The sequence below is a fragment of the Cryobacterium sp. Y11 genome, assembly GCF_002929535.1.
Lineage (GTDB): Bacteria > Actinomycetota > Actinomycetes > Actinomycetales > Microbacteriaceae > Cryobacterium.
This window is the reverse complement of record NZ_PJJO01000049.1, coordinates 21,717-46,968: the sequence shown is the minus strand read 5'-3', so window position 1 is coordinate 46,968 and position 25,252 is coordinate 21,717. Positions and strand designations below refer to the sequence as shown.

16 protein-coding genes are annotated in these 25,252 nt (G+C 63.3%); 7 read left to right on the top strand and 9 right to left on the bottom strand.

Features of this window, described 5'->3' with window-relative positions; all coding sequences use genetic code 11:
- The first annotated feature begins 111 nt into the window (after positions 1–111).
- The 5 genes from CXY75_RS04300 (at position 112) to CXY75_RS04280 (ending at position 6,296) form a co-directional block, all read left to right on the top strand.
- The gene (locus CXY75_RS04300) at positions 112–1,659 is read left to right on the top strand and encodes a sugar transferase (protein ID WP_233201724.1); all 1,548 of its coding nucleotides are present in this window, start codon (positions 112–114) and stop codon (positions 1,657–1,659) included.
- Position 1,660: 1 nt separating this feature from the next.
- On the top strand, positions 1,661–2,914 hold the full coding sequence (locus CXY75_RS04295; protein ID WP_104081616.1) for a glycosyltransferase: 1,254 nt from the start codon (positions 1,661–1,663) through the stop codon (positions 2,912–2,914).
- Positions 2,911–3,684, top strand: a complete 774-nt coding sequence (locus CXY75_RS04290; protein WP_104081615.1) for a CDP-alcohol phosphatidyltransferase family protein — start codon at positions 2,911–2,913, stop codon at positions 3,682–3,684. Before CXY75_RS04295 ends, CXY75_RS04290 begins: the two co-directional genes overlap by 4 nt.
- 150 nt (positions 3,685–3,834) lie before the next feature.
- On the top strand, positions 3,835–5,292 hold the full coding sequence (locus tag CXY75_RS04285) for a polysaccharide biosynthesis tyrosine autokinase (protein WP_158251116.1): 1,458 nt from the start codon (positions 3,835–3,837) through the stop codon (positions 5,290–5,292).
- Positions 5,292–6,296, top strand: a complete 1,005-nt coding sequence (locus CXY75_RS04280; RefSeq protein WP_233201723.1) for a glycosyl transferase — start codon at positions 5,292–5,294, stop codon at positions 6,294–6,296. The genes CXY75_RS04285 and CXY75_RS04280 overlap by 1 nt, the downstream gene beginning before the upstream one ends.
- Positions 6,297–6,321: 25 nt before the next feature.
- Here CXY75_RS04280 and CXY75_RS04275 read toward each other — a convergent pair whose 3' ends face one another.
- The 5 genes from CXY75_RS04275 to CXY75_RS19710 all read right to left on the bottom strand — a co-directional run bounded on the left by CXY75_RS04275 (position 6,322) and on the right by CXY75_RS19710 (position 17,097).
- Positions 6,322–7,407 (bottom strand): glycosyltransferase, encoded by a 1,086-nt coding sequence (locus tag CXY75_RS04275; protein WP_104081612.1) that lies wholly within the window; start codon positions 7,405–7,407, stop codon positions 6,322–6,324.
- Positions 7,408–7,466: 59 nt separating this feature from the next.
- The gene (locus CXY75_RS04270; RefSeq protein WP_199182363.1) at positions 7,467–11,657 is read right to left on the bottom strand and encodes a LamG-like jellyroll fold domain-containing protein; all 4,191 of its coding nucleotides are present in this window, start codon (positions 11,655–11,657) and stop codon (positions 7,467–7,469) included.
- A 212-nt stretch (positions 11,658–11,869) separates the two neighbouring features.
- A complete protein-coding gene (locus CXY75_RS04265; RefSeq protein WP_104081611.1) occupies positions 11,870–12,817 on the bottom strand; it encodes a glycosyltransferase family 2 protein in 948 nt (315 codons plus the stop codon).
- 97 nt (positions 12,818–12,914) lie between these two features.
- On the bottom strand, positions 12,915–16,124 hold the full coding sequence (locus tag CXY75_RS04260; protein WP_104081610.1) for a LamG-like jellyroll fold domain-containing protein: 3,210 nt from the start codon (positions 16,122–16,124) through the stop codon (positions 12,915–12,917).
- 205 nt (positions 16,125–16,329) lie between these two features.
- Positions 16,330–17,097 (bottom strand): hypothetical protein, encoded by a 768-nt coding sequence (locus CXY75_RS19710; RefSeq protein ID WP_158251115.1) that lies wholly within the window; start codon positions 17,095–17,097, stop codon positions 16,330–16,332.
- 173 nt (positions 17,098–17,270) lie between these two features.
- On the opposite strand from CXY75_RS19710, the gene CXY75_RS04245 reads away from it, so the two are divergent.
- Positions 17,271–18,404, top strand: a complete 1,134-nt coding sequence (locus CXY75_RS04245) for a glycosyltransferase family 4 protein (protein WP_104081607.1) — start codon at positions 17,271–17,273, stop codon at positions 18,402–18,404.
- Between the two features lie 23 nt (positions 18,405–18,427).
- Here the strand turns inward: CXY75_RS04245 and CXY75_RS04240 are convergent, their stop codons facing one another.
- On the bottom strand, positions 18,428–20,347 hold the full coding sequence (locus CXY75_RS04240; RefSeq protein ID WP_146069363.1) for a hypothetical protein: 1,920 nt from the start codon (positions 20,345–20,347) through the stop codon (positions 18,428–18,430).
- A gap of 421 nt (positions 20,348–20,768) precedes the next feature.
- On the opposite strand from CXY75_RS04240, the gene CXY75_RS04235 reads away from it, so the two are divergent.
- Positions 20,769–21,227: an adenylyltransferase/cytidyltransferase family protein gene (locus CXY75_RS04235; protein ID WP_104081651.1), complete on the top strand. Its 459-nt coding sequence runs from the start codon at positions 20,769–20,771 to the stop codon at positions 21,225–21,227.
- A gap of 78 nt (positions 21,228–21,305) precedes the next feature.
- On the opposite strand, the gene CXY75_RS04230 is transcribed toward CXY75_RS04235, so the two are convergent.
- The 3 genes from CXY75_RS04230 to CXY75_RS04220 form a co-directional block, all read right to left on the bottom strand.
- Positions 21,306–22,670, bottom strand: a complete 1,365-nt coding sequence (locus tag CXY75_RS04230; RefSeq protein WP_146069362.1) for a right-handed parallel beta-helix repeat-containing protein — start codon at positions 22,668–22,670, stop codon at positions 21,306–21,308.
- A gap of 155 nt (positions 22,671–22,825) precedes the next feature.
- Positions 22,826–23,890, bottom strand: a complete 1,065-nt coding sequence (locus CXY75_RS04225; RefSeq protein ID WP_158251114.1) for an acyltransferase family protein — start codon at positions 23,888–23,890, stop codon at positions 22,826–22,828.
- Positions 23,883–25,247, bottom strand: a complete 1,365-nt coding sequence (locus tag CXY75_RS04220; protein WP_146069361.1) for a hypothetical protein — start codon at positions 25,245–25,247, stop codon at positions 23,883–23,885. Before CXY75_RS04220 ends, CXY75_RS04225 begins: the two co-directional genes overlap by 8 nt.
- Positions 25,248–25,252 lie beyond the last annotated feature (5 nt).

Here is a 25,252-nt window from a genome sequence, read left to right as displayed (position 1 = left end):
CACACGTGACACACACAGCTCACCGCCGACTCAGCGCCCGATTCGGCTTCCCCACGCCAGCTTTGACCGCGCCGTTCACGGCCATGACCAGGTCTCCTGTGACGGACTCCCATGAGTGAACCCGACTCCCCCGTACCGATACCGGCACGCACGCCCCTTCCGCGCGCACCAAAACTCCACCTGGTCGAATCCGCTACGCCGGCCCCCGGCGACATGGCGATCGACACTCCGTCGTCCGGGCTCATCTGGGCGCGGCGCTACCGCACCAAGCTCAGACTGACCGATGTGGCCGTCATATTCCTGGCCGTTGGTGTTGCACTGGTATTTCGATTCGGCGTGCGCGGCATTCCGGCTGTGCCCGGATCGTTCAGCGCCAATTATTGGCTCGTATCCCTGCTGATCATCGCGACCTGGCTGGTCGCCCTCGAGCTGTTTCACACCCGCGACTCGCGCGTCGTCGGCGTGGGAGCCCACGAGTACAAACAGGTCGTCAATGCGAGCGCTGTCACCTTCGGCATGCTCGCCATCGCCTTTCTCATCTTGCAGGTCGACATCGCCCGCCTCTTTTTCATTCTCGCGCTACCGCTGGGCATCGTCGCTCTCGTGTTGGAACGGTGGTTGTGGCGCAAATGGCTGCTGCACCAGCGCAGGTTTGGTCATTACCTGGCCCGCGTCATCGTCGTGGGAAATCGTGAAGACGTTGAGTATGTCGTCAGTCAAATCGACACCAAGTCCGGCGCGGCGTACTACATCGTCGGGGCAGCGCTCGAAGACAGCGATAGCGCCGACATAGCTGCTGGCGACCGAATGATTCCGATCGTATCCGACCTCGAGCACGTCGCCGCCGCAGCTGCAGCCATGGGCGTCGACACCGTCATTGTTGCCGGGCAGCCCAGCGGCGGGAGCTCCTACATTCGCAACCTCGGCTGGGACCTCGAGGGCACGTCGGCGGAACTTGTTTTATCGAGCCGGCTGACGGATGTCGCCGGTCCCCGCATCCACTTTCGTCCGGTTGATGGCCTCCCACTGATTCACGTCGAAATCCCGCGTTTCGAGGGCGGCCGACACGCCCTCAAACGCACCCTCGATATCGTCACGACCGGATTCGCGATTGTGGCGTTGCTCCCCCTGCTGGGTGTCATCGCCGCGCTGATCAAGCTCGACAGCGCCGGACCGGTACTGTTTCGCCAGGAACGCTGCGGCCGCAACGGCCAAACCTTTCGCATGATCAAGTTCCGCTCCATGGTGCAGACCGCCGAAGACGATCTGGCCGGCCTCCTCGATCAGAACGAGGCTTCCGGCGTGCTGTTCAAGATCCGCAACGACCCGCGCATCACCAAAATCGGTCGCGTGCTACGCAAGTACTCGCTCGACGAGCTGCCCCAGTTGTGGAACATCTTCGTTGGCGACATGAGCCTGGTTGGCCCTCGCCCTCCTCTTCCCGAAGAGGTGCAGGGCTACGAGACGCACGTGTACCGCCGCCTGTACATCAAGCCCGGTCTCACCGGCATGTGGCAGGTCAGCGGGCGTTCCAACCTCAGCTGGGAAGACAGCGTTCGGCTCGACCTGTACTACGTCGAGAACTGGTCGTTGACGGGCGACCTCATGATCATTTGGCGCACCTTCAAGACCGTCATTCAACCAGTAGGGGCATATTGACATGACCGCAGGGACCGAACAGACTGCGCCGCCCAGCCACAAGCGCCTGACCATAGCAATGATCGGCACCAGAGGAGTACCCGCGGCATACGGCGGATTCGAAACGGCCGTCGAAGAAATCGGGCGCCGCCTGGTCGACCGCGGCCACGACGTCACCGTGTACTGCCGTCGCGCCGCCCAACCGGCGCCAAAAGAGTATCTCGGTATGAGGCTGGTCGAGCTGCCAGCGCTACGGCATAAAACTCTCGAAACCCTCAGCCACACCCTGCTGTCGGTGCTGCACGCGATCACCCATGGCCGTCCCGACGTCGCGTTCGTCTTCAATGCCGCCAATTCTCCCTTTGTTCCGCTGCTGCGATTACGCGGCATCCCCAGCGTTGTGCACGTTGACGGGCTCGAATGGAAACGCGACAAATGGGGCGGAGCCGGCCGCCGCTACTATCGCTGGGCTGAGGAGGTAGCCGTTCGTGAAGCGGATGCCCTCATCGCCGATGCGCAAGGAATTGTGAACTACTACCAGGACGAGTTCGGGGTACCCACCGAACTCATCTCCTACGGCACCAAAATTCTGCGGGATACCCCCACAGATCGGCTCGCCGAGCTTGGACTCCGTCCCGGCGGTTACCACCTCGTCGTCGCTCGGTTTGAGCCGGAAAACCACGTAGACGTGATCGTCGAAGGGTATCGTGCGAGCGGAGCTCGTCTTCCGCTCGTTGTGGTTGGCTCTGCTCCCTACGCGCTTGACCACACCAACCGCATTGCCGACTTGGCAGCGTCGGATTCCCGCATTCGCCTGCTCGGAAGCGTCTGGGATCAGGACCAGCTCGACCAGCTGTACACGCATGCGAGCACGTACCTACACGGGCACTCCGTTGGTGGCACGAACCCGTCACTGCTGCGAGCGATGGGCGCCGGCACCAAGGTGATCGCCTGGGACGTCATTTTCAACCGGGAGGTGCTCGGCTCTCACGGCTCCTATTTCAACCACGCTGACTCGGTCGCAGCCCTGATCGAGGACTCGGAGGTGAACCCCGCCATGGTCGCCGAGGTCGGCCTGGCACTTCAGGCACGCGCAGCGAAGCTCTATAACTGGGACAGCGTCACGGGGAGCTACGAAGGCCTCGCCCGCAGAGTGTCCGTGGGCCACAGTACGCACCAGCAGAGCAGCAGACGCGCCGGCGCGTCAACCTGGAGCCTTCCAGACACCCTCAGTCGACAACCGTCACCAACACCGTCCAGGGGGATCCCACTATGACCAGCGCTCCAGCTCGAACCGTTCGGTCGTCCGAAACGTACTTCGAGACCGTGCGGCGGCTGTCCTCGGCCCAGAAGACGGCCGCCCGCGGGGCGCCGGCCTATTCGATCTACGTGAACCGCCGGGTCGGCCGTTACCTCGCGGCCGGCGCCTATCGACTGGGACTCACCCCCAATAACGTCACGACCATCAGTGCCGTTTTCACCTTTTCCGCCATCGGGCTGCTCGCGATCGTCGAGCCGAGCTGGCTACTCGGCATCGTCGTCTGGCTGCTGCTGGCCATCGGCTACGCCTTCGACTCGGCCGACGGCCAAGTCGCCCGTTTGCGCGGCGGTGGCTCACCGTCCGGCGAATGGCTCGACCATGTGATCGACGCCATTAAAATTTCAACCCTGCACCTGGCCGTCCTGATCACCGCGTTCACCCATTTTGCCCTCAACGACCCGGCCTGGCTGCTGGTTCCGATCGGATTCACCGCGGTCGCGGCCGTGTCATTCTTCGCCATGATCCTAAACGACCTACTCAAAGCCAAGCACGCTCCACTGGCCCCGTTATCGACAGCCCCGCGCACCTTCCTGCGCTCGCTCCTCGGGGTGCCCACCGACTACGGGGTACTCTGCTTGGCCTTCGTCTTGCTCGGCGCTCCGATCTTGTTCTTCGGGCTGTACGCAGTTCTTTTCGTGGCCAATGGGCTCTATCTCGTCCTCGCCCTGAGTAAATGGTTTCGGGATATGACCGCGCTGGCGGGCGCTGGCGCGACCCGGCCGTAGCTGAGCATCCGCTCTAATAGGGCCGCGCTGTCCACCGCTGCGGTGGATTGCCAGTGGAATCCCTCTTACTGGGGGGTGCGCTTCGGGGCAATGAGTGTGAGGTTTGATCAGCTTGACTGTAGTGTGTGCGCAACCGAACGGAGAAATGCTGTGGAACCTATCGACTATCTGAGGACCATCACGAGACGATGGTTGCTCATCCTTATTGTCGGACTGCTCGGTGGCGCTGCAGCGTGGGGCTACTCGGCCACCCTGCCCGAGCAGTATCAGGCCACCAACAGCGTTTTCGTCACGAGCGACCGTGGAGAGACCACGAGCGAGTTACTGCAGACATCCACTTTCACGCAGAATCTTGTTCAGTCCTACGCCCAGCTCGCAACAACACCGACCGTGCTCGGCCCGGTCATTACCCGACTGCGGTTGGATACGACCACCCAGGCCCTCGCGTCACGTGTGACCGCCGTCACGCCGCTCAATACCGTTTTCATCAATATCACCGTCACCAGCCGGTCAGCGGCTGAGGCCGTGATGCTGGCCGATGCTGTTTCGCGGTCTCTGGCCACGACTGTCGAGACGCTGGCGCCCACAGGCCCAGACAACCTGCCGTCGATCTCGGTAAAGACGGTGTCTCCCGCGCAACTGCCGGCCGATCCGTTCGCGCCCAATACCGAATTGATCGTGCTGACCGGCGCGCTGGTTGGACTCATGCTCGGCATTCTCTACGCCTTGGCCCGGGAAGTGCTTGATACCAGGGTCAGTACGGAAAAGGACCTCGACCGGGTCTCGTCCAACCCGCTGCTCGGCATGGTCGGCCGCAAACGACGCACCGACCCAGCGGGCCTGGTCATGCGGGTAATGCCGCACAGCGCACTCGCCGAGGCCTACCGCCGGGTGCGCGCCAACCTCGAATTCATCGACGTCGATAGCCCGCCGCGCAGCGCCGTCGTCACCTCCGCAGTCACGCGCGACGGAAAATCAACGACCGCAATCAACCTGGCTCTTGCCATGGCGGAGCGCTCCACTCGAGTGCTGTTGATCGATGCCGACCTGCGACGCCCGTCGATTGCCGAGCTGTGCGACCTTGAGGGCGATGTCGGCCTCACCACAATTCTGCTCGGTGATGTTGGACCAGAAGACGCCATCGTGCGCTGGTCGGATGGAATCGACGTGCTTCCCTCCGGCGCTGTGCCGCCTAATCCTGGGCAACTGCTCGGTTCGGCCGCGATGAAAACGCTCATGAAGCGCCTGCTCGAGGACTACGACTTCATCGTCGTTGATTCCCCGCCGCTACTTCCGGCGAGCGACGCCCTCGGGCTGTCCCGCCTCACCGACGGTGCCATCGTCGTGGCCCGCTACAAGGCAACCACACGCCAGCAGCTCACAACCACCCTCGAGTCGCTCGAAGCCGTCAATGCTCGCATTCTAGGCGTCGTGCTCAACCAGGTGCGCGAACACCGCGCGGACGTCTATTACGGGCCGCTGACGCCAATGATTGGCGCGTCGACGCCGATGACCGGTCCGATCAACCGGGTCACGGCTACCAGGGCGCCCAAGGCCGCGTTTGATGATTCCGGCCGCCGCGACCCCGAATCGGCGCGGACCAAATAGTGCGCGTCCTCCAGTCGTTTCCGGAGGGCCGCACCACGACCAACCCCTACCTCGTGCAACTCGACCGGGGGCTGCGCCAGCACGTGCAGGTCGACGGATTCTCTTGGTGGCGCGCGCTGACGGCGCCCTATGACGTGTTTCACGTGCACTGGCCGGAGATCCTGCTGCAGGGTCGCACTCCGGCTCGGGCTTTGGCCCGGCACCTGCTGTTCGCACTCCTGCTGACGCGACTGCGGCTACGCCACACGGCCGTGGTGCGTACGCTGCACAATCTGCGCAGCCACGAAGAGAATTCGCCAACCGAGCGGCGCCTGCTGCACGGGTTCGACCGCCGCACCACCCTCTGGATTCGGCTCAACCCGTTCACTCCGCTGCCGGCTGGCACACTCGAACGCACCATCGCGCACGGCGACTATCGCGAGTGGTATGCCGACTACCCCTGCACGTCGACTGTTCCCGGGCGTCTGCTCTATTTCGGCCTCATCCGCCCCTATAAGGGAATCGATACCCTCATCGACTGCTTCACGTCGCGAGCGGATGCCGCAGCTGAGTCCGCGACGTTACGAATTGTCGGTCAGCCCCACACTCCAGAGCTGGCCCGAACGCTGGCAGCCCTGGCAGCCGGAGACCCCCGCATCGTCTTCAGCCTGGGCTACGCGAGCGACGAGACGCTCGCCCGCGAGATCGGCGAGGCCGAGCTGGTCGTTCTTCCCTACCAAGAAATGCACAATTCAGGAGCCGCTCTGTTGGCGTTGTCTCTGGGCCGCCCCGTTTTGGTGCCGCGGAACGTCGTGACCGAGGCTCTGGCGCTCGAGGTCGGCGGCGATTGGGTAGTGACCTACCCGGGAGCACTCTCGCCTCAGGCCCTCACCGACGCGCTTGCCGCCGTGCGCAGCCCGCGCCGTGCAGCGCAGCCCGAACTGTCGGCCCGCTCCTGGCAGACCGGAGTGGCCGCGCATGTGGAGGCGTACGAGTGTGCGGTGCGCGCCGTTCGAGCGCGCTGAGGTCCGCGCATCGAACTCGGTTTTTCTAGCGTGCCCCGACGAACATCCAGGCGTCTGCAGCTAGACGCCCGTCAACCTTCGGCAGATCTGCCACGGCTGCTGCGCCACTTCCTACCCGTTTCTGCAGGGCGTGTACGACCGCCGTTGCGAGGGCTGGAACCCCGGCCCCCGGCGCGACGACGTCGTGCCCGTGCTCGGTGAGCCAGTTTGCGAGGCCAGTCTCCGACGTCGTGACGATATTGCACCCGTGTGCGAGACCCTCGACGATGGGGAGACCTATTTGCTCGCGCCACGTTGCCGTTGGTTGAGACGGCAGGGTGAGTACGCTCGCGCGCCGCAGGTACCCGTGAATTTCACTCCGTGGCGGGTCGATGATGAGCTCTATCGACGGGTCCTGCTCTGCGGCCTGGCGCGCTCGGTCTTCGAGCGCCCCCTTGCCGATAATGGTCAGCCGAGCTGTGGGAATGAGAGCTGTGACGCTCGGCCAGGCCGCAAGCAGGTCGGGAAAACCCTTCCGGGCCACGAGGGCTCCGAGAAAAACCACGCGCGGCTCGCCGGGGCCCGGATCGAGCGGGCACGCACACGGGGCCGGCAACGCCGGAATGACGGTGCTGGTGATTCCAGCCGATGGCCGCCGTAGGGCGACGTCATAGGTGATTCTCGCAGCATCCGTGCCAAAGGCGATGCGATCGGTGTGCCGCCAGACAAACCGCGACAAGCGGCTGTTGGCAAAGCGCCGCAGTCGACCCTCCTCGCCGACGGGGCGAACGAGAGGATTTGAGTTTTCCATGGCGTAGCTGACGATCGTCGCGCGGGGGCCACCGAGCAGGGACCGCGCCTGTAAACCGCGGATGGCCAGGGCACTGCCCCACACGCTGGAGAGCATGAGCGGTTCGTTGATTTCGAGGGTGGTGACCTTCGACCTGGCCAGCAGCCAGGCCGCGCGCACCGGCCCGGCCTGCACGACAGTGAGCCCCTCCACCAGGGATTCGTGGAAGTCGTAGCGTTTCACGCGATAGAGGATGGTGGCCTCTGGTAACACGTGGGCACGCTCAAGATAAGCGCTGCGCAGGGTTCGGTACAACCTTGCCCGCGTGGTCACAATTCGCATCTGGCGTGGTCCCTCTCATCTTCGTTGTCTGGTATCGGACAACTCGTAGTGTGTGCACACTAGTGGGGCGACACGGCGATCAGGTCATCGAAGGTCGCGATCATCGGACTCACCGTGACCGAGGAGCTCACGTAGAGCGCCACCCCGATCGAACCAGCCTGCTGCAGTGCGGCCGTCGAATCCGTCGCGCTGACCTGCCACGTATCGGGGGCAGGCTCGCCCAACTTCCATACCATTGCCTTGAGCGTTGTCGGTGACGTGCCGGTGACTTGCACCCGAAGCTGCAGCTGATCTCCCGCCGCGTAACTGAGGCCAGGTACGGTCAAAGACCGCAGGCTCGACGAGTAACGCAGGAGCTGCACCTGCACAGCCCCAGAGGCCAGCAACTTAGCGCGTGCCCGATAGTCGTTTGTGCCAACCCGACGGCCGATCGCCGTGAGGTAAACAGCGCCGCCCGTCACCGCCTGCTGCACGCCCGTTGTCACGGTCAGGTCGGTGTCAGTGGATGACACGGCGGTCAGGTAGCCGTTGAGCATCCTGCCCGGCGTGGCACGTAGCTGGGCGGTTCCATCAGCTACCGAGTAGTTCGCCGCTGATCCCGTCGTGGTCCACAAGCCGGCGACGTCCGCCGTGCCGAGGCCGGCGGTGATGGCGCGGCTGAAGGCATCCGCTGCGAACGCCGTTGCTGGAGCCGGCGGCGGATCGGTGACCACAACGCTCTGAGTCGCGCTCGCGGTTGCGCCGGAGTCGTCGGTGACCGTGAGCAGGATCTCATAGGTGCCGGCCACCGCGTAGCCGTGCGTTGCCGTTGCTGCGGCTGCGGTTTCCGTCGTCCCGTCGCCCCAGGCCCAGGTATAGGTGCTGATCGTGCCGTCCGCATCGCTCGAACCGGCACCGTCGACGGCGACCGCGAGATCGGTGGCCGTCGCCGTGAAGGCCGCGACCGGGGCCGCATTTTCTTCAACCGGCGGCTCGACCACGGCTGCGGTCACCGTGACCGACTCCGTGACGGCCGATGTGGCCCCGGCATCATCGGTCACGGTCAAGGTAACCTCATATATTCCAGAATCGGCATACGTGTGGCTGGCTTGGACGGCTGTGCCGCTGACGCCATCCCCAAACGACCACGCATAGCTCGTGATCTGCCCGTCGGCGTCCGATGACGCCGCCGCGTCAACTTGCAGCGCCAGGTCGTCGACGGTTGAGTCGAAGGCTGCGGTCGGTGGCACGTTGCTGGCCGGGCTTTCTCCGGTTCCGAGCGCATAGTGCTGGCCAATGACCGCCGGCGCCAGGGCGGTGGAATACACCGCTACCTCGTCGAGCGTTCCGGCGAGCGCCGGGCTGCTCGAGCCCCAGGTGGGGTCGCTGCCAATACGCCAGAACCCCGAGTAGACCTGCGCGGCCGCTTGCGGATTCGTGCCGACCAGGGCGCCGTCCACGTACAGCTGCATGCCAGCGGCGGATTGCACGGCCACCACGTGGTGCCGAACACCGTCGTTATAGGTCGCAGCTGACGTGACCAGGTTGGCCGTACCGGTCCAGGTACCAAAGACCAGTCGCCCGTCATCCTGCAGGTAGACGTGACGGTCGTAGTTGGTCGACAGCCCGGTCTTCTTATTACCGAAACCGATAATTTTTCCGCCCTGAGTTGTGGTCGTGCTGAACCACGCTTCGAGCGAATAGGTGGTCGGGTTCACAAATTGGGTGTCGCTGCTGACGATTCCATTGTTGAAGGTGACCGCGGTGTTGGTCGTTCCCGTGATCAGCGCGGGTGCTCCCTGGGTAACGGTGCCCGAATAGGTTCCGGAGTTGCCCAGCTGGCCGGCATCGCGAGCCATTGTGCCGGCCGTCTCGCCCAGCCGCCAGTACAGGTCGGGTTCGGCGCTGTAGACCGCGGCTCCGTACGCATCGGCGGGCGCCACCGGAACCGGGGAGGTGCGCCCGGAAGCGACGTAGTGGTCGAGTATCTGCTGGCGGCTCAACGAGTTGCTGTAGAGCGCCACCTCGTCGATGTCGGCCGCGACGTATCCGCTCGTCGGCAGGCCGGGCCAGCTCTTCAGGGTGTCCCCGCCGATTCGCCAGAAGCCTTGGTATGTCTGTCCTTTCGTTACGTCGGAACGATGCGCCGCCCGTTTTCCGTCTACATACAGGGTCATGCCCGCTGGGCTCAGGCTTGCCACAATGTGGTGCCATTGCCCATCGTTATAGCTGTCGTTCGTATTGATGGTACGAAGCGCGTTGGGATAGGCGCCGAACCAGATCTTGCCACTGTTGTCCATATAGACGTGTCGGTCGTATCCGGCCGAGCTACCGATGGCTTTATCACCAAAGCCGACGATTTTTCCGCCTTGGGTACTTTCCGTTTTCACCCATGCTTCGACGCTGAAGTTGTTTAGGGGGGCTTCTGCGGTTGTCGTCGAGGCGAACCCGTCGCTCGTTCCATCAAACCGTGAGGCGGCCTGTTCCGGGACGGCTCCTGAAACATTACGGGTCACTCCCGACTTCACATCCAAGTCTGCTCCACCGGTCCAGTCGAACGCCGTTGAACCAGTCTTTTCGCCGAGCGGCCAGTACGACCGCGGCGAGTCTTCCATAACGGATGCTGCATACTCACTCACGCTCGCACCGTCTGCAACCGTGACAGCGGCCACGGCGCCGGTGCGGCTATTGCCAAGAGGATCGGTCACTCGGATGCGATAGTCGTAGCTGTGTCCTGGAGTCAGCCCAGTGTCGCTCCAGCTGAGCTTGGGCCGGTTCCAATCGGTCGACGCTGCCACGATGGTCGCGACCGCAGCACCGTCACGCAGCACCTCGTAGCTGAGGTTCTCGTTGTCGCGATCGAACGCCGTTGTCCAGCTCAGTCGGGCTCCCCCCGGCATAAATGACGCAACGGATGGCACGAAGTCTGCGGCCACAAACGAGGTATTTGTGACCCGCGGGCCTTCCTTGTTCGGGGCGATGGAGCGAGAGGCGAACCGGGCCAGACCCTGCTGACCCTTGTTATTGACGATGGTGAACTCGCCGCCGTACAGCAAGTAGTCCTCATTCGCGGTGATGTTCCACGGTCCCTGACCCTGACCGGTGTATGTGCCGGAATTAATGTCGGGGTAGAAGGCCAGCAGGTCGGGCCGGGGGGTTCCCTCAAAGTTGTAGTACGAGCCACCCGTGCGGTTTCTGGTGATGATTCCCTTCGCTTCCGAGGTGAAGGTCAGCGTGCGGTGAAATGTCCACGGGTCGGTCTGCGGCGGACCGGCAATATTGCCGCAAAAGTGCGCGTGCGAGGTGGTGTAAACGACGTCGCCCATTGGCACGGCCGAATAGGTATCGCCGTGGCAGTCCTCGACCCAGATCAGCGCGCCCTCATCCCAGCTGGCGCGAAACGCGCCCTCAAGCGTGCCACCGGTGCCGAAGACATAGCCGGTGCCGATGACGCCCTGTTCCGAGGAGGTCAGGCTCAGGATGGCGGCGTCCTTGCCGCCATTGCGAATGATCGAGTTCACCTTCCACGGGAGCGACGCGCCGGTGGCGGCATCCGTTGCGGCCATGCCGTAACCGGGATTTGAACTGCCGTTATAGGACGTGAATGCACCGCCGATGACGACCCGGCTTCCATCCGGTGAGACGGTTAAGGCATTGACTGCGCCACCGGCCGGCTGGCCCGTCCAGGTGCCGAGTGCACCGTTAGACGCAGCGAACGAGGCCGTCCTGGTGCGGGCCTGACCGCTGGCAGTCGAGAAGGTTCCTCCGGCATAGACAGTGTCGCCGAAAATTCCCAGCGCCTTCACCGGGGCATTCACGACCGGCTTCCAGGAAGAAACCAGGTCTCCGCTGGCGGTGTCGAAGGCCGCCAGTCGGTACCGAGTCTCCGCACCGACCTGGGTGAAGGACCCTCCAGCAAAGATCCGCGTGCCGTCGGCCGAAGCGACCAGCGCCCGAACGGCACCATTAACATTGGGGTTGAACGTGGAGATGAGCGCTCCGGTGCGCAGGTTATAGGCGAGCAGGTTGTTGCGCACAATTTCGTTGACGCCGCGTGCTGAACCGGCGGGCCGCGAGCGAGTGAATTCCCCACCCACATATACCGTGTTGCCCACAATGAGTTGTGTCCAGGCGACACCGTTGATCTGTGTCGTCGGCAGTGAATCCGCGGCGACCGTAACCGGAGTGCCGGCGTCGATCGGCGCGGAATCGGCCAGTGCCACCGAGGGGGCGATCAGTACTCCCGCGATCACGGCAACCACCGTGGCCACAGCGATCCAGCCGGCCCGTGCCAGTCGCGCTAGTCGCGGCGTTTCGCTAGCCGATTGAGCGAAAAAACGGCGCGAAGGTTCGAGCAAAAGAACAGCCACCAGAAGGCCTCACTTAGGGTTGGGACCGTAGCCTTCGAGTAGCCACCGCACTAGTTCGCAGTATATTGAATCTTTGTCACGTATGACTTCCCCCCTTACGGGGCGACAGTGGGCTACCGCTTGTACTCCTGATAAACCGACCCGACCGAACCGCTCAGCATGCCGGCACCGCGGGCGGCCGTGCGGAGCCCTCTGGCCCGATGGGGCAATTGCCCGATGATCAATCCGGTCAGGTAGCGAGCGAGGCCGCCCAAGACCCGCACGGTGCCGCGAGCGACCATGGTGGCTCGCACGAGCATCCGCTCGCCGTGCGCGGTGTCGTCGAGGTTGATCCGACTCCAGGTATTACCCATGCGGAAGGCGCGCTGCAGCACCCATTCTCGAGTGAGTCGACTGGCCGGGACCACGTCGATGACGATAGCCTCGTCGCACCAGATCATTTGCCCGCCAAGCCGATGCAGCTGCCGGGTGAACAGCGAATCCGAACCGCCGGAGATACCGAACCGCTCGTCGAACTGCAAGCCAAGGCGGCGCACCTGAACGAGATCAAGGAGCAGGTTGTTGGTGGCGGCGAGAGAAACTGGCGTTCCCGTGGCGAATCGGCGGCGCTCAAAGAAGCCACCAGCCCGAATCCACGGTTCGGGCTCCGTGTCGTACCGCGAGAGCACCGGACCGACCACGGCGGCCGGTCGAAAAGTAGCGTAGGTATCGAGAAGCTGCATGAGCCACTGTGCGGTGGGTCGCTCGTCGTCGTCGATGAAGATCAGTAGTTGGGCATGATCTGCTTCCGTCAAAGCCCGATTACGACCCGCTGCGATCCCAGGAATCGGTTCGTGCACGTACCGCATCGGCACGGAGCTATTCGACTCGGCGGCCGCAACCACCTGGTCGCGGGCGCCCCCCTTCGGATCGTTGTCGACGACGAGAATCTCGATCGATCGCGACACCGTGCCTGCCTGGTCTAGGAGCTCGGGCAATAGCTCCTCCAGGTCATGGGCTCGACAGTAGGTGAGGACCGCAATTACTACGCTGGCCTCATCACACGGATATTCTGTGGTCACGACTCCCCCTCTGTGGCACTGGGTACACGAATTGTGCGCGAGCACCGGTTCTCAACACGTACGGTCAGACACGCTGATGGCCCTCGCTCGGCATCGGTCAATTCACGCGTGTGGCGATCAATTCGTCGAAGGCTGCCGTGACCGGCGACACCGTGGCCGTTGACCCGAGGTAGAAGGCCAACCCGACAGAGCCCGGCGCCTGTAGGGCGGGAGTGGCATCCGTCGTGCTGAGCTGCCAGATCGACGGCTCGGTGCCGCCGACGCTCCAGACCTTCGCCTGTATAGTCGTCGGCGCGGTGCCGAAAACCTGCAACCGTAGTCGAAGCTGAGATCCCGTTGCGTAGGTCAGCCCGGCAATGTTTTGCGTTGCCAGGGTCGTCGCACCATGCATGAGCTGCAGCTGCACGACGCCCGTGGCCAGGAACTTGACCCTGGCTCGGTAATCATCGGTGCCGACTCGTCTGCCAATGACCGACGCATAGGCTCCCGAGCCGGTGGCCGCCTGCTGAAGTGCCATCGTCACGCTCACATCGCTGTCAGCCGCGGAGACGCCCGACAAATATCCGTTGACCGTGGCCCCGGCCGACGCCTTGAATCGCCCGGCCCCGTCGCTGACCGAGTAGTTCACCGACGATCCGGTCGTGGTCCACGCGCCGCCGCTGTCTGCCGAGCCGAGTCCGCTGCTCAAGAGTCGGGAAAACGTGTCGGTTGCCACGGGGAGATTGGGATCGACAGAAGGCACGAGCACGGTCTGCGTCGTCGCGCTCGTCGCGGCCGAGTTATCGGTAACCGTGAGGGAGACCGAATAGCTTCCGGCGACGGTGTAGTTGTGCGTGGCCGTTCTGCCGGCCCCGTTCGTTCCGTCACCCCACGACCAGGCATATTCGGCGACGGTGCCATCAGCATCCGTCGAAGCGGATGCGTCCACCGAGACGGCAAGTGGCGACGTCTGGTAGCCAAACGCCGCCGTCGGCGGCACGTTGGCCTGAGGACCGGAGCGGCCCACGGCGTAGTGGTTCGCGATGGATGCAGCCCCGAGTGCGGTCGGATACACGGCGACTTCATCGATGTCAGCGGCGATGTAGTCACTCAGGGGCCGGCTGGTCCAGCCTCTGAGATTGTCGCCGCCGATGCGCCAATAGCCTTGGATCGCGGCTGCGGACGTCGTGTCGGTGCGTTGGGCGGCGAGGGAACCGTCGATGTACAGCGCCATGCCGTTTGCGCCAACAGTGGCGACGATGTGGTGCCACTGTCCGTCATTGTAGGACCCCGTCGTATTGACGGTGCGCAGAACACCAGGTTTGACGCCGAACCAGATGCGGCCGGCATTGTCCATGTAAACGTGGCGGTCGTAGGCGGTGGAGTTTGTGGTGGTGCTATTGCCGAGTCCGATTATCTTGCCGCCACGGTTGGTCGTGGTCTTCACCCAGGATTCAACGCTAAAGTCGCCCCGCGGCGTTTCAAACGCGCTCGACGCTGCAAACCCGGTGGTGGTGCCGTTGAACCGCGAAGCAGAGGCGCTGTCACCGGTGAGAGCGCCACCGACGTCCCGAGTCACACCGGTGGCGGTCTGCGCATTAGCGGCGGCGGCCCAGTCGAAGGCCGTCGTTCCGCTGGCTTCACCGAGCGGCCAGTAGGACGTCGGTGAATCGGCACGCACCGCGGACGCGTAGGCGCTGTAGCTCCCCGCACTGGCGACGGTAACGGATGCCGCCGCGCCGGTCTTCACGTTGCCAAACGGATCGCTCACCCTGACCTGATACGAATACGTTTGCCCGGCGGTCAGCCCGGTGTCTGTCCAACCCATGCTGGGTCGAGACCAGTCGACCGACAGACCAGAGACGGTGCCGACCGACACCCCGTTGCGCAGGACCTCGTAGGTGAGTCGTTCGTTGTCACGGTCGTAGGCCGACTTCCAGCCAATGCGCACAGTGCCGTTTGAGAGGGATTGCAGGTCTGGAACGAAGGCAGTCGCGACGAAGGCCGCGTTGGCCACGCGAGGCCCTTCTTTGTTGGTCGCGGCCTGGGAACTGACGAATCGGGCCAGGCCCTGCTGCCCCTTGTTGTTGACGTTGGTGAACTCGCCGGCGTACAGCAGATATTGGCCGTTGGTCACGACGTTCCAGGGGCCCTGCCCCTGCCCGGTGTAAGTGCCGGTGTTGATCTCCGGGTAGAAGCTCAGCAGGCTCGGTCGAGGTTTGCCGACGAAGTTGTCGTAACTGCCCACGGCGTTCGGCGTAATGAGTCCGGTGGTGGCCATCGTGAACGACAGTGTGCGGTGGTAGGAGCGTGGCGTCGTCTCGACCGGACCACCAATGTTGCCGCAGTAGTGGGCGTGACCGGTGGTGTAGACGACATTCTGGGTCAGCGTGGCGGAGTAGGTATCGCCGTGGCAGTCTTCCATCCAGATGATCGATCCGTCCGACCAATTGGCCCGGAAGGTGCCCTCGAAGTTAGCGCCAGCGCCGTAGTCATATCCCGTGCCGAAGACGCCATCGGACGAGGAGGTCAGGCTCGTGATCCCGCCGTTGATTCCGCCATTGCGGATGAGGGAGTTGACCATCCAGGGCAGGGAGGCGCCGGTGACGGAGTCGAGGGCTGCCATCCCGTAGCCGGGGGTGCTTGCACCGTTGTACGACGTGAAGGCGCCGCCGATAATGACCTTGGCACCATCGGGCGAGACGGTTATCGCGTTGACGGCACCGCCTTCCGGGGTACCTGACCATGCCTTCAGCGCGCCGTTCGCGGCGTCAAACGAGGCTATCTGAGGGCGCGGCTGGCCGCCGGCAATGCTAAATGCTCCACCGGCGAACACGGTACCACCCGAAAATCCGAGGGCTTTGACCTGAGCGTTCAGAACCGGAGCAAACGACGTTACGAGTGCGCCTGTGCTGGCGTCAAAGGCCGCCAGACGGTACCGATTCACTCCGCCCACGGTGGTAAACGAGCCGCCCGCGTAGATTCTGGTGCCGTCAGCGGATGCGACGAGCGCTCGCACCGCACCGTTGGGGTTCGGAGTGAAGGTCGGGATCAACACCCCGGTGGTCAGGTTGTAGGCGAGCAAGTTGGTGCGCACCACCTCGTTCACGCCAATGCCGGAACCCGCAGGTCGAGCCTTGGTGAATTCACCACCCACGTAGACGGTGTTGCCGACGATCAGCTGCGTCCACACCACACCGTTGATCTGCGCGGTGGGCAGAGAGTCCGCGGCCATCGTCACCGGCGTCGCCGAGTCGACAGGAGCAGTATCGGCTACGGCCTGAAGTGGAACCGTGAGAACGGCGGCGACTACCGCGAGAGCGGTCATCAAGCCGAATACACCGGCGCGTGTCGAAGGTTCGCGCCTCAAACTCGGACGGATTCGATTCAGGGGAGACGCGAAGAGAGATCCCACGGAGTTTCCTTACTCGGATGAGGAGCGAGGACGTCGGGTGGTCATCGCATTCAACGGAGTCTAGTGAGATTTTCTCAAGATGGAATACCCCCTATGGGGGAGCGGTTGTCACGGGCGATCAGTGCGGCGCCGGGCCCTCGAACAGCACAATCGGCACTCCGGCCGAGTAATCCACGGCAATCTGCACGAGGCTCCGCCCCTCATTGGGGACATTGAAAACGAAGACGCCGCGAGCGGTGCCCCCCGCAGCGACCTCGTCCGGAAGTGGCACGCCACCGGGCGCGGCGAGTTCGGTGGCCGGCGTCTGGTCGGCCCCGAAATAGAAGTTGACGACCGTTGAGGTCAACGACACCGTTGACGCGGTGTCATTGCGAACCGAGACGGCGAAACGGAGCGACGGCCCGGCGACTTCGCCCGGTCCCCGGGCCACCCCATCGACGGCCTCGAGATCACTGATGCTGAACACGACACCGGGCACGGCCGCTGCCGCGTCGGCCAGGGGCACGGGAGCCAGGATCTGCGGTGGAGCGACATCGCCAGACGGAACACCGATCCCGGCGCTCGGATCGGGAGCGGCCGGCGCGGGAGATGCCGGAGCTGTCGGTGCCGGGCTGGCCAACGGCGCCGGAGTGGTACCTGGCGTTGGGGACGAAGTCGAAGACGGGGACGGGGACGGGGACGGGGACGGGGACGGACTCGTCACTGACGGAGTCGCGGACGCGTCGGCCGAATCGGCGCGCTGCGACGCCCATCCGTTTGCTACCAGCAGAATGACCACGAGCAGCACGAGCAGGCCTGCCCCCACGATCCACCACAGTCTGCGCCGTTGACCCGCACTGTCGGGGCCGGTATCTGGGCCAGTATCGGCGGGGTGGTGCACGGCCATGATCGAACTCCAAGCTAGGGACCCGATCGAAAAAAGCGAATCGAGTGAGACGTCGTTGAGCTATTAATACACGGGTGGGGTTTTCTTTCCAAGGGGGCGTCTGCGCCCATTTTGGGGTACGCGCCCACGCTGTACAGTGTGTGAAACCTGCCGACAATTGATGAGGCCAACACATGCGCATCGCTATCTTGCACGGAAACAATGACGCCTACGGTGCCTCCCGTGTACTCATTCAGGAAATCTCCTGCCTTCTCAGCCTTGGTCACACCGTGGCTGTCATCGTGCCAAACCCCGGACCGCTGGCCGAAGAGTTTGATCAGGCCGGTCTAGCCGCGACAGTCATCGTGGACCCGGGGCTGGCCGTCCTGAGGCTCAGTAAAATCGCAGACCTCCTGCATCCGATTCGTCTTCGGCCGGAAATTGCCGACGCTGACGTCGTGGTCTTGTGGACTCTCGCCCTCGCCGCGTATATCCCCCTGCTGCGCCTGAAACGCAAGAGCTTTTACCTGTCGGTGCACGAACTCCTGCCCAGCCGCTTGGGAAATCTCCTGGTGCGGCTGCTTCTGGCCCCTGGCCGCTTTCCTGTCTGCGCCTGCAGTGAGGCAACGGCGGCGTGGCTCGAGCGCAACGGGGTTGCCCGCACGCGGCTGACCGTGACATCGCCCGTGTTCGACCCGGTAACTACCGTCAGAGCACCGACACTGCACGCCCCGTTCACCCTCGCCGTCGTCGGCCGGGTCAATGGGCGACGGGGCCACCTCGAGGTAGCCCAGGCGCTGCAGTCCCTGTGGCCGGCGGTGCCCTCCCACCTTCCCGTTTCCGGTTCCACGTGGCGCCTGCTTCTGTTCGGCGCCCCCTTTCCTGGGCAGGAGTCCGCTCTCGACGCTGTGATGCACCTGATCGAGAGCGACCCACGCATCGAGTACCGCGGCGAGGCAAAATCCGTAGCAGCCATCGCCGGAGAGATCGATGCTGTTGCCTGCTTTCCCTCCATGCCCGAGTCGTTTGGCCTCGTTCCCGTTGAAGCATGGCGGGTGGGGGTGCGAGCCGCGGGATTCGCCGACGGTGGGCCCGGTGAGGTGCTGCCCCTTGTCGGCGGCATCGCCGTAGCGCGCACCGATGCACCCATGACGGACATTTCGACGGCGATTCTCACGCTAGAACGGTCCGTCCGAGCGCGGGAAGCCTTGCCCGAACCGTCGACGGTCAACCCGCTCTTTACGAAGGAGCGCCGCCTGACGTTGCTGACCCAGGTTCTCAAGCGGGCCGCTGCCCGGCCGACCCGGCTCGCTGTGCGCTCGCGCTAATCGTGCCCGGTGGCCGTGCCCGACTACTCCCGCCCGGCTTTCGGCGCAGGTTCCACGTTCACATCGGGTACGACCTCAGGAACCGGCACGACGTCGAGGTCGGGCACGATCTCGGGCGCCGGCACGACGTTCGCATCGGGCACGACCTCAGGGGCTGGCACGACGTTCGCATCGGGCGCGACCTCAGGGGCTGGCGCGACATTCGCATCGGGGGCAACCTCGGGAGCTGGCAACAGATTCACGTCGGGAGCGAGGTTCGGTTCGGTGGGCACAGTCACGCCCGGTGTTTCCTTGAGGGTGGTGACGCCGAGAGCTCTCTTGGTGGCCGCGTCGCCGGTGACGGTATTACCGAACGGGTCACTCACCCGAATCTGGTACGAGTACGTCGTTCCGGGCGTACGACCGGTGTCGGTCCAGCTGATCGCCGGGCGGCTCCAGTCCACGGAAAGTCCCGTTTGGGTATGCACGACCACGCCGTTTCGGAGCACCTCGTAACGAAGTAGCTCATTGTCGCGATCGTAATTGGAGGTCCACCTCACCGTGACTGTTCCAGCGCTGGGCGTGGTGAGCGTGGGCTTGAAGCTGGCGCCGGTTGCCTTCGGCCCTTCCTTGTCCGGGGCGATCGAAGACACCGCGAAGCGCACGAGCCCCTGCTGCCTCTTGTTATTTACAATCGTGAACTCGCCGCCGTAGAGCAGATATTGAGAGTTCGCTGCCACGTTCCACGGGCCTTGCCCCTGCCCGGTGAAGGTGCCGGTGTTGATGTCCGGGTAGAACGCCAGCAGGGTGGGCCTGGGCTTTCCGGCGAAATTGAAGTAGCTCCCACCCGTGACGTTCCTGGTGATGGTTCCGGTTGCCACCTTGGTGAAGGTCAGCGTGCGGTGATAACTGCGTGGGACCGTCTCCTTAAACCCGCCGATATTGCCGCAGAAATGCGCGTGAGCGGTTGTGTACACGACGTCGCCAACCGGAACGGCCGAATAGGTGTCACCATGGCAGTCCTCGATCCAAACGGTGTTGCCATTAGTCCAGCTGGCCCGGAACGTGCCCTCAAACATAGCTCCGCTGCCAAAATCGTAACCGGTGCCGTAGACGCCGTCGGCATCGGAGGTGAGCGACAAAATGGCACCGTTAGGGCCGGCATTCTTAATGAGCTTTCCGATATTCCAGGTCATACCCGCACCGGAGGTGGAATTCGTGGCCGCCATTCCATAGCCCGGAGTCGTCGCACCGTTGTAGGACGTGAACGAACCACCAATAACAACCCGGTCGCCGCTTGGCGAAACCGTCAGTGCCTGCACCGCACCATCGGGAATCTTGCCTTTCCACGCTCCAAGCGTGCCGGTCGAGCCAATGAACGAGGCGATCCTCTGGCGCGACTGTGAATTGGCCGAGGTGAAACTCCCCCCAGCGAAGACGGTGCTCCCCGACGCGCCAAGTGCCCTGACTGTACCGTTGGCTGTTGGCTTCCAATCAGACAGGAGTGCCCCAGTGTCCGTCGCGAAGGCGGCCAAGCGACTTCGCGCCACGGCACCGACCTTAGTAAAGGCTCCCCCGACATAGATGCGCAATCCGTCTGGCGAGGCGGTGATCGCCCGCACGGCACCGTTCAGACTGGGATTAAATGCCGTCATGACACCGGTCGACAGGTTGTACGCCATGAGATTATTGCGCGTGACCTCGCTCGTACCCGCCGAGGCTCCAGCGGGCCGCGCGCGCGTAAACTCACCGCCGACATAGACCGTGTTTCCCACGATAACTTGCGTCCACACCACCCCGTTGATTTGGGCAGTAGGCAAAGCATCAGCCGATACGGTTTTAGGGGTGGATGCGCTCGGCGGCGCCGTGTCCGCTTGAGCCGCCCCTGCGCCGAAAACGATCGCCGTAGCAACTACTGCTGCGGCGATGATGGTTACTACCGGAGACCGAAAGCTCGGCGCCATAAGAGAACCTCTACTCAGTTTGGATGGCGACCTTCGGGTGGCCCCCATTGTGCAGGAATTATACTTCGACTCGTAATTTGCGCTACGTGTACCAAGAATCAATTGCCTACCCAGTTCAGATGGAGGCGGGCGCGAGCGCGGCCGTCGCTTGGTCGTTCGGCCACCCCTAGTCATGCCGCCGGAAAAAGGTTAGGATTTCTCACCACCTCTCTTACCCGAATCCTGTTGAAGCTCGCGCTGCAGCCTGAGAGAAATCTGAGCCCCAGTGACCCCCAAGCACCCCCTCACTAGCCAGCTGCCAGAAGACCGATCGATCCACTCGATTTCCCCCTCGCCAACCACGACGGAGACCAACCGGCCCGGCTCAGCACAGTCCGCTGGTGATCAGTCTGCTCGGCGATTCTCGGCCCGTCAGAACGGCCTGCGGATCGGATACGCCGCCGGCGGGTATGACCTTTTCCACGTTGGACACCTCAATATTCTCAAGCACGCCAAGAGCCAATGTGACTATCTGATCGCCGGTGTTGTGTCCGACGAGATGCTCCAGCTCACCAAGGGCGTCACCCCCGTCGTACCGCTGGTCGAACGTCTCGAAATTGTTCGCCACATCTCCTTTGTGGACGAAGCGGTCGCCGAAGTCGTCGAAGACAAGCTCGACACGTGGCGCGACATCCGTTTTGACGTGTTCTTCAAAGGCGACGATTGGCGAGGCACCCCGCGCGGGGTGCACCTCGAGAGCGAGTTCGCGGCCGTCGGCGTTGCGGTGGTGTACTTCCCGTACACGGTCAATACCTCCAGCACAATTCTGCGTCGCGCACTCGACGCTCTCATCCGCCCCGATGCGGTCGCTCTGCGACAACCGCGCACGATTGTCCCCTAACCGTCGACGAGCAATCATCAGACGAAAAGAACGGGTTCCTCGACCAAGGAACCCATTCTTTTCGTCTGATCGGGTGAGTCATCCGGCGCGCACCTGAACCAGGGCGTCGTCGGGGGTGTAGTAGTTTCGCGCCATGGACACCTTGGTCGATGACGGTGCAATCACGGCGCAATCGTCGACGCGGGTGTTTCGGCCAAACGAGTTATCGGAGATGACAACACCCTTGACCGGCCCATGGTCTTTTTCGGCAATATTGATGGAACATTTACCGCCGTCGGCGATGTTATTCGTGAAGGTCAGATCTGCCACGTCCCCACGGTCCTGGGTGACCTGGACGGTGGCATTCCAGGCGCCGCTGAACCTATTGCCATCGATGCGAATGTTGGAACCTTCCTGAATCTGAATCGAGTCATCATGGCTCGGTGTACCGCCATGGTTCGGGTCCCGTTGGTAGTGAAGATTGTCGTGCAGCCAGGAATCAATAATGTCCACGTTGCCGCCAGTGAGATGGATGCCGTCAATCACGCCGTGAATGTTCAGGCGGGTGGCTTCAAAGTTGTAGCCGTAAATACCTTGCATATGGGGCGAGGGCGTTGAGGGGAACAATTCCGTGTCGATAATTTTCAGATTCACAAACCCTCCGAGGTTTCCGATCAGAGCCATTGGCCCGTTGAGATCCCGCCCGCGCACGATCGAGTTCTCGATGGTCACATTCGGCGCCTCGACAATGATCATGCCCCGAACGTCCAGGCCGCTGATGATCGTTCCCGGTTCGGTGATTCGAAGATCACCGTCGTGAATGGTCAGGGCGGTGCCAGCGGGGACTCCCGTGTTGCCGGCGTTGGGCGCGCCAGAATCAGCGACGATGGGTGTGGGGTCAGGGGTTGATATGGGGTCGGGAACTGGAGTGGGGGTTGGTACTGGAACCACGATTGGCGCGGGAATCGGGTCTGGAATCAGAATCGGGACGGGCGCCGGGTCGGGAATCAGAATCGGCACCGGGGTAAAAGTGGGGTCGGGGAGAGGAATCGGCGTGGGAGCAGGATCGACGGGCACCGGTTTAGCCGGGAATAGCCAGGCGATGAGCCACTCCCACTCGCCCCGGTCCCACCCGGCGGTGGAAGACGCAACCGGGGCTGTGTCTGTGCGCGCGTCGAGAGGGACCCAGTCGACGGACGCGTCAACCGGCAGCCCATCGGCCGGCGCGGCGTGCGGTCCGTCAAGGATTGACGTGGAGTCCCCCACCGCGGCAGACACCGCTGCGTGGGCCTGGTTGACTCCCAAGCCGATGCCGGTCAGTCCGATAACGACGACCGCTGCTGCTGCTGCTGCACGCGCCAGTCTGCGGGTGGCGCGGCGACGCCTTCTGGTCGCGGGCACACCCTCGTCGACGGGTCGGCCTGTGGGTAATTTCGACTTGTTTCCTCTTGCGCGATTTGGCATGGAGTCATTTCGTGTCGTGCACGCTCGGGTACGCGCGTGAGGCAACCGTAGGGAGTCACCGATAGTTATTCGAGTGTTACCGGAAAGTGAGAAAACGTCAATGTAGCGCCATGGACTTTTCGCATCGTTACCGCCGCCTCCACACCCTCCAGCCGCTAAGCGGATGTTTCGGTTTGCTCAGCCCGCACGGCCCTGCTCGGCAGCGCTACCCAGGAGGTAACCGGCACGGTGAACACTCCCGGCACGGCGGCGAATCGTCGGTAGACGGCCAGGGCGAGCAAGATTGCCGCGCCGCACAGCAGCAGCGGGAGCGCCGTCGCGACGCCCTCCGGGAGCGTCACGCCGCCAGCCAGGAGGATCGCAGCGAAGGCCGTCATAGGAAGGGTATGCACCAAATAAATGGGCAACGTGTGACTGCCCAACACACGCACGAAATCGAACAGCGGAGTGCGAGACAAAACGACGGCCACGCTGATTCCCACCAGAACTGCCAGGATGCTCACGACAAGCAGCACGAACGGTACCCGCGTCAACGACTGCTTCACCATAATCAGCACAACGCTGCCGTAAACCCCGCACAGCACGGCCACATGCCACAACCGCAGCCGCGGAATCAGGCGCCGAACGCGCGGACCCAACCAAATCGCCGCCAAGAAAAATACCAGGTAACGGCCCATCTTGTCCCACGGCGTGGCGGTGTGCAGAATCTGCGACCCGAACAGCACGGCGAGCGCCCCCGTAATAGACATGACAATGAGCGGATGCCAGCGCCGAGTCAGCCACGCCACGGTAAGAAAAATAGGCAGGGCGTAAATAAACCAGAGGTTCGAACTCGGCCGAATAAATAGGGTAACCAAGTCGGTCCACCTGGCATTGGGCCCGTCGGGGCCGATCGGCGGCAGGGCCAGCAGGAAAAGGGTTTGGGCGGCGACCCAGACCGCGTAGAGATACAGCAGCAGGGACATCCGCTTACGAAACAGCTCCCAGTATGGCAATCGAATGGCCTTGGCCGCGAGGATGCCGGACATGAAGAAGAACAGAGGCATGCGGAAGGTGTCCAGCAGCGGGTTGAGCGGCGCCATAGCACCAGCCAGACCGACCGCGTCAAGGTACATGACCGCGTGATAGAGCACAACGAGGGTGATCGCGATCCCCTTTGCCACGTCGATCCAAGCCTCGCGTGGCGTTCCGCGAGCGGCGAACACTGCTGAGTCAGTCACGGGGCGCGGTTTCATGAGGCCTACCGACGGGGACCGGACCTGCTACTTTGCGCCGGACGGGTTTCGTTACTGCGGGAACCTTGGGAATGAGCGTCAGCGCAAGCACCAGGATGAGCAGTCGCGCTGCGGTATAGAGCGGGCCGAAGAAGAACATCCACACGGTGTTCACGACGAGAAAGAGCAAAATTCCACTGGCCCGATTCGCGGCCACTGCCGCTCCGATGCCGCGCAGCACCAGAAAGAGGATGCAGACGGCCAGCACGACACCGGGAATGCCGAAGCGCGCCCACAGGTCGCCGAGCACCGAATGAAGTTCGATGTTGCCGCCAAACATGTAGTTTTCGACGTAGCCGTTGTTGGGCGCGTAGTTAATCGACTCCATTCCCGTCTTCGCCGCGAGCAGATCGGTGGGATTCAGCAGCGTGCCGGCCCCGAACCCGTATGGCTGGTGGGCCATCAGGGAGGCCGTGGCGGCCAGCTCCGGTCGCCCACCCAAAATGAGCGACCCCGCGGTGTTGAGCTGGTCGACGGTGCGGGCGCGCGTGGCTTCGCCCAACAGCCCCGCGACAATGGCAGCTTGCCCCAGATAGTACACGACGCCCGCGAGCACGCCGATGGCGACGATAACCCCGGCGCCCGATCTTTTGCGCAGGGGACGAAGTCGACTGGTGGGCCGCATTTGCCAGGCCACGAGCATGGCGGTCAGGAGCAAGATCGCGAAGGAAGAACGCGCATCGGTGATCATTGACACGACTGTCAACCCGAGCACCGCAAGCAGGTCGAACCATCGACGATCAAGGATGTGCGCGATGGCAAGGATAACCACCGTCAGCGCGAAGGAGAATCCAAAACGCCACGGATTCTCATAGAACCGGGCGTTGTCTGTGGTTACTCCACCGAGCAGACCGAGCCCAAACCAGAGGGCCACCCACGAGTCGGGCAGCACGCTGCGGGTCCAGAGTACGAATCCGAATGAGCACAACAGGCCCACGAGTCCGATGGAGTTGCCAGCCAGTTCGCTCACCGCGATGACGTGGTTTGGGGCGGCAAGCACGGTCAGCCAGATGCCAGAGCCGACGGCGACGACGCCGATCAGCACGAGGGTGAGCGCGCCCCGATATCGGCCCAGCGCCGGCAGCCAGAGCGGAAACAGCGCGGCGGCCGCCAGATAGCCGACGGTGATGCCGATCGGCAGGTCGAGGCGCAGACCGATGAGAACCAATACGACGACGGCAATAATCTTGGTCGAGCGCGGCACGCGTTGCGCGGTCGATGGCACCCGCTCGTCGTCAGATTTCGCGTCGAGCGGCACGGGCCGTTCGAGCGTCTCGTGTGCGCTCGTGTGCTGTTTTGTCACGGTCT

Excerpts from the sequence above, each read along its gene's own strand:
- CXY75_RS04230 (WP_146069362.1), bottom strand. The coding sequence starts at position 22,670 with ATGCCAAATCGCGCAAGAGGAAACAAGTCGAAATTACCCACAGGCCGA.
- CXY75_RS04275 (WP_104081612.1), bottom strand. The coding sequence starts at position 7,407 with ATGCGAATTGTGACCACGCGGGCAAGGTTGTACCGAACCCTGCGCAGC.
- CXY75_RS04260 (WP_104081610.1), bottom strand. The coding sequence starts at position 16,124 with ATGACCGCTCTCGCGGTAGTCGCCGCCGTTCTCACGGTTCCACTTCAG.
- CXY75_RS04240 (WP_146069363.1), bottom strand. The coding sequence starts at position 20,347 with ATGGCGCCGAGCTTTCGGTCTCCGGTAGTAACCATCATCGCCGCAGCA.
- CXY75_RS04295 (WP_104081616.1), top strand. The coding sequence starts at position 1,661 with ATGACCGCAGGGACCGAACAGACTGCGCCGCCCAGCCACAAGCGCCTG.
- CXY75_RS19710 (WP_158251115.1), bottom strand. The coding sequence starts at position 17,097 with ATGGCCGTGCACCACCCCGCCGATACTGGCCCAGATACCGGCCCCGAC.
- CXY75_RS04290 (WP_104081615.1), top strand. The coding sequence starts at position 2,911 with ATGACCAGCGCTCCAGCTCGAACCGTTCGGTCGTCCGAAACGTACTTC.
- CXY75_RS04245 (WP_104081607.1), top strand. The coding sequence starts at position 17,271 with ATGCGCATCGCTATCTTGCACGGAAACAATGACGCCTACGGTGCCTCC.
- CXY75_RS04300 (WP_233201724.1), top strand. The coding sequence starts at position 112 with ATGAGTGAACCCGACTCCCCCGTACCGATACCGGCACGCACGCCCCTT.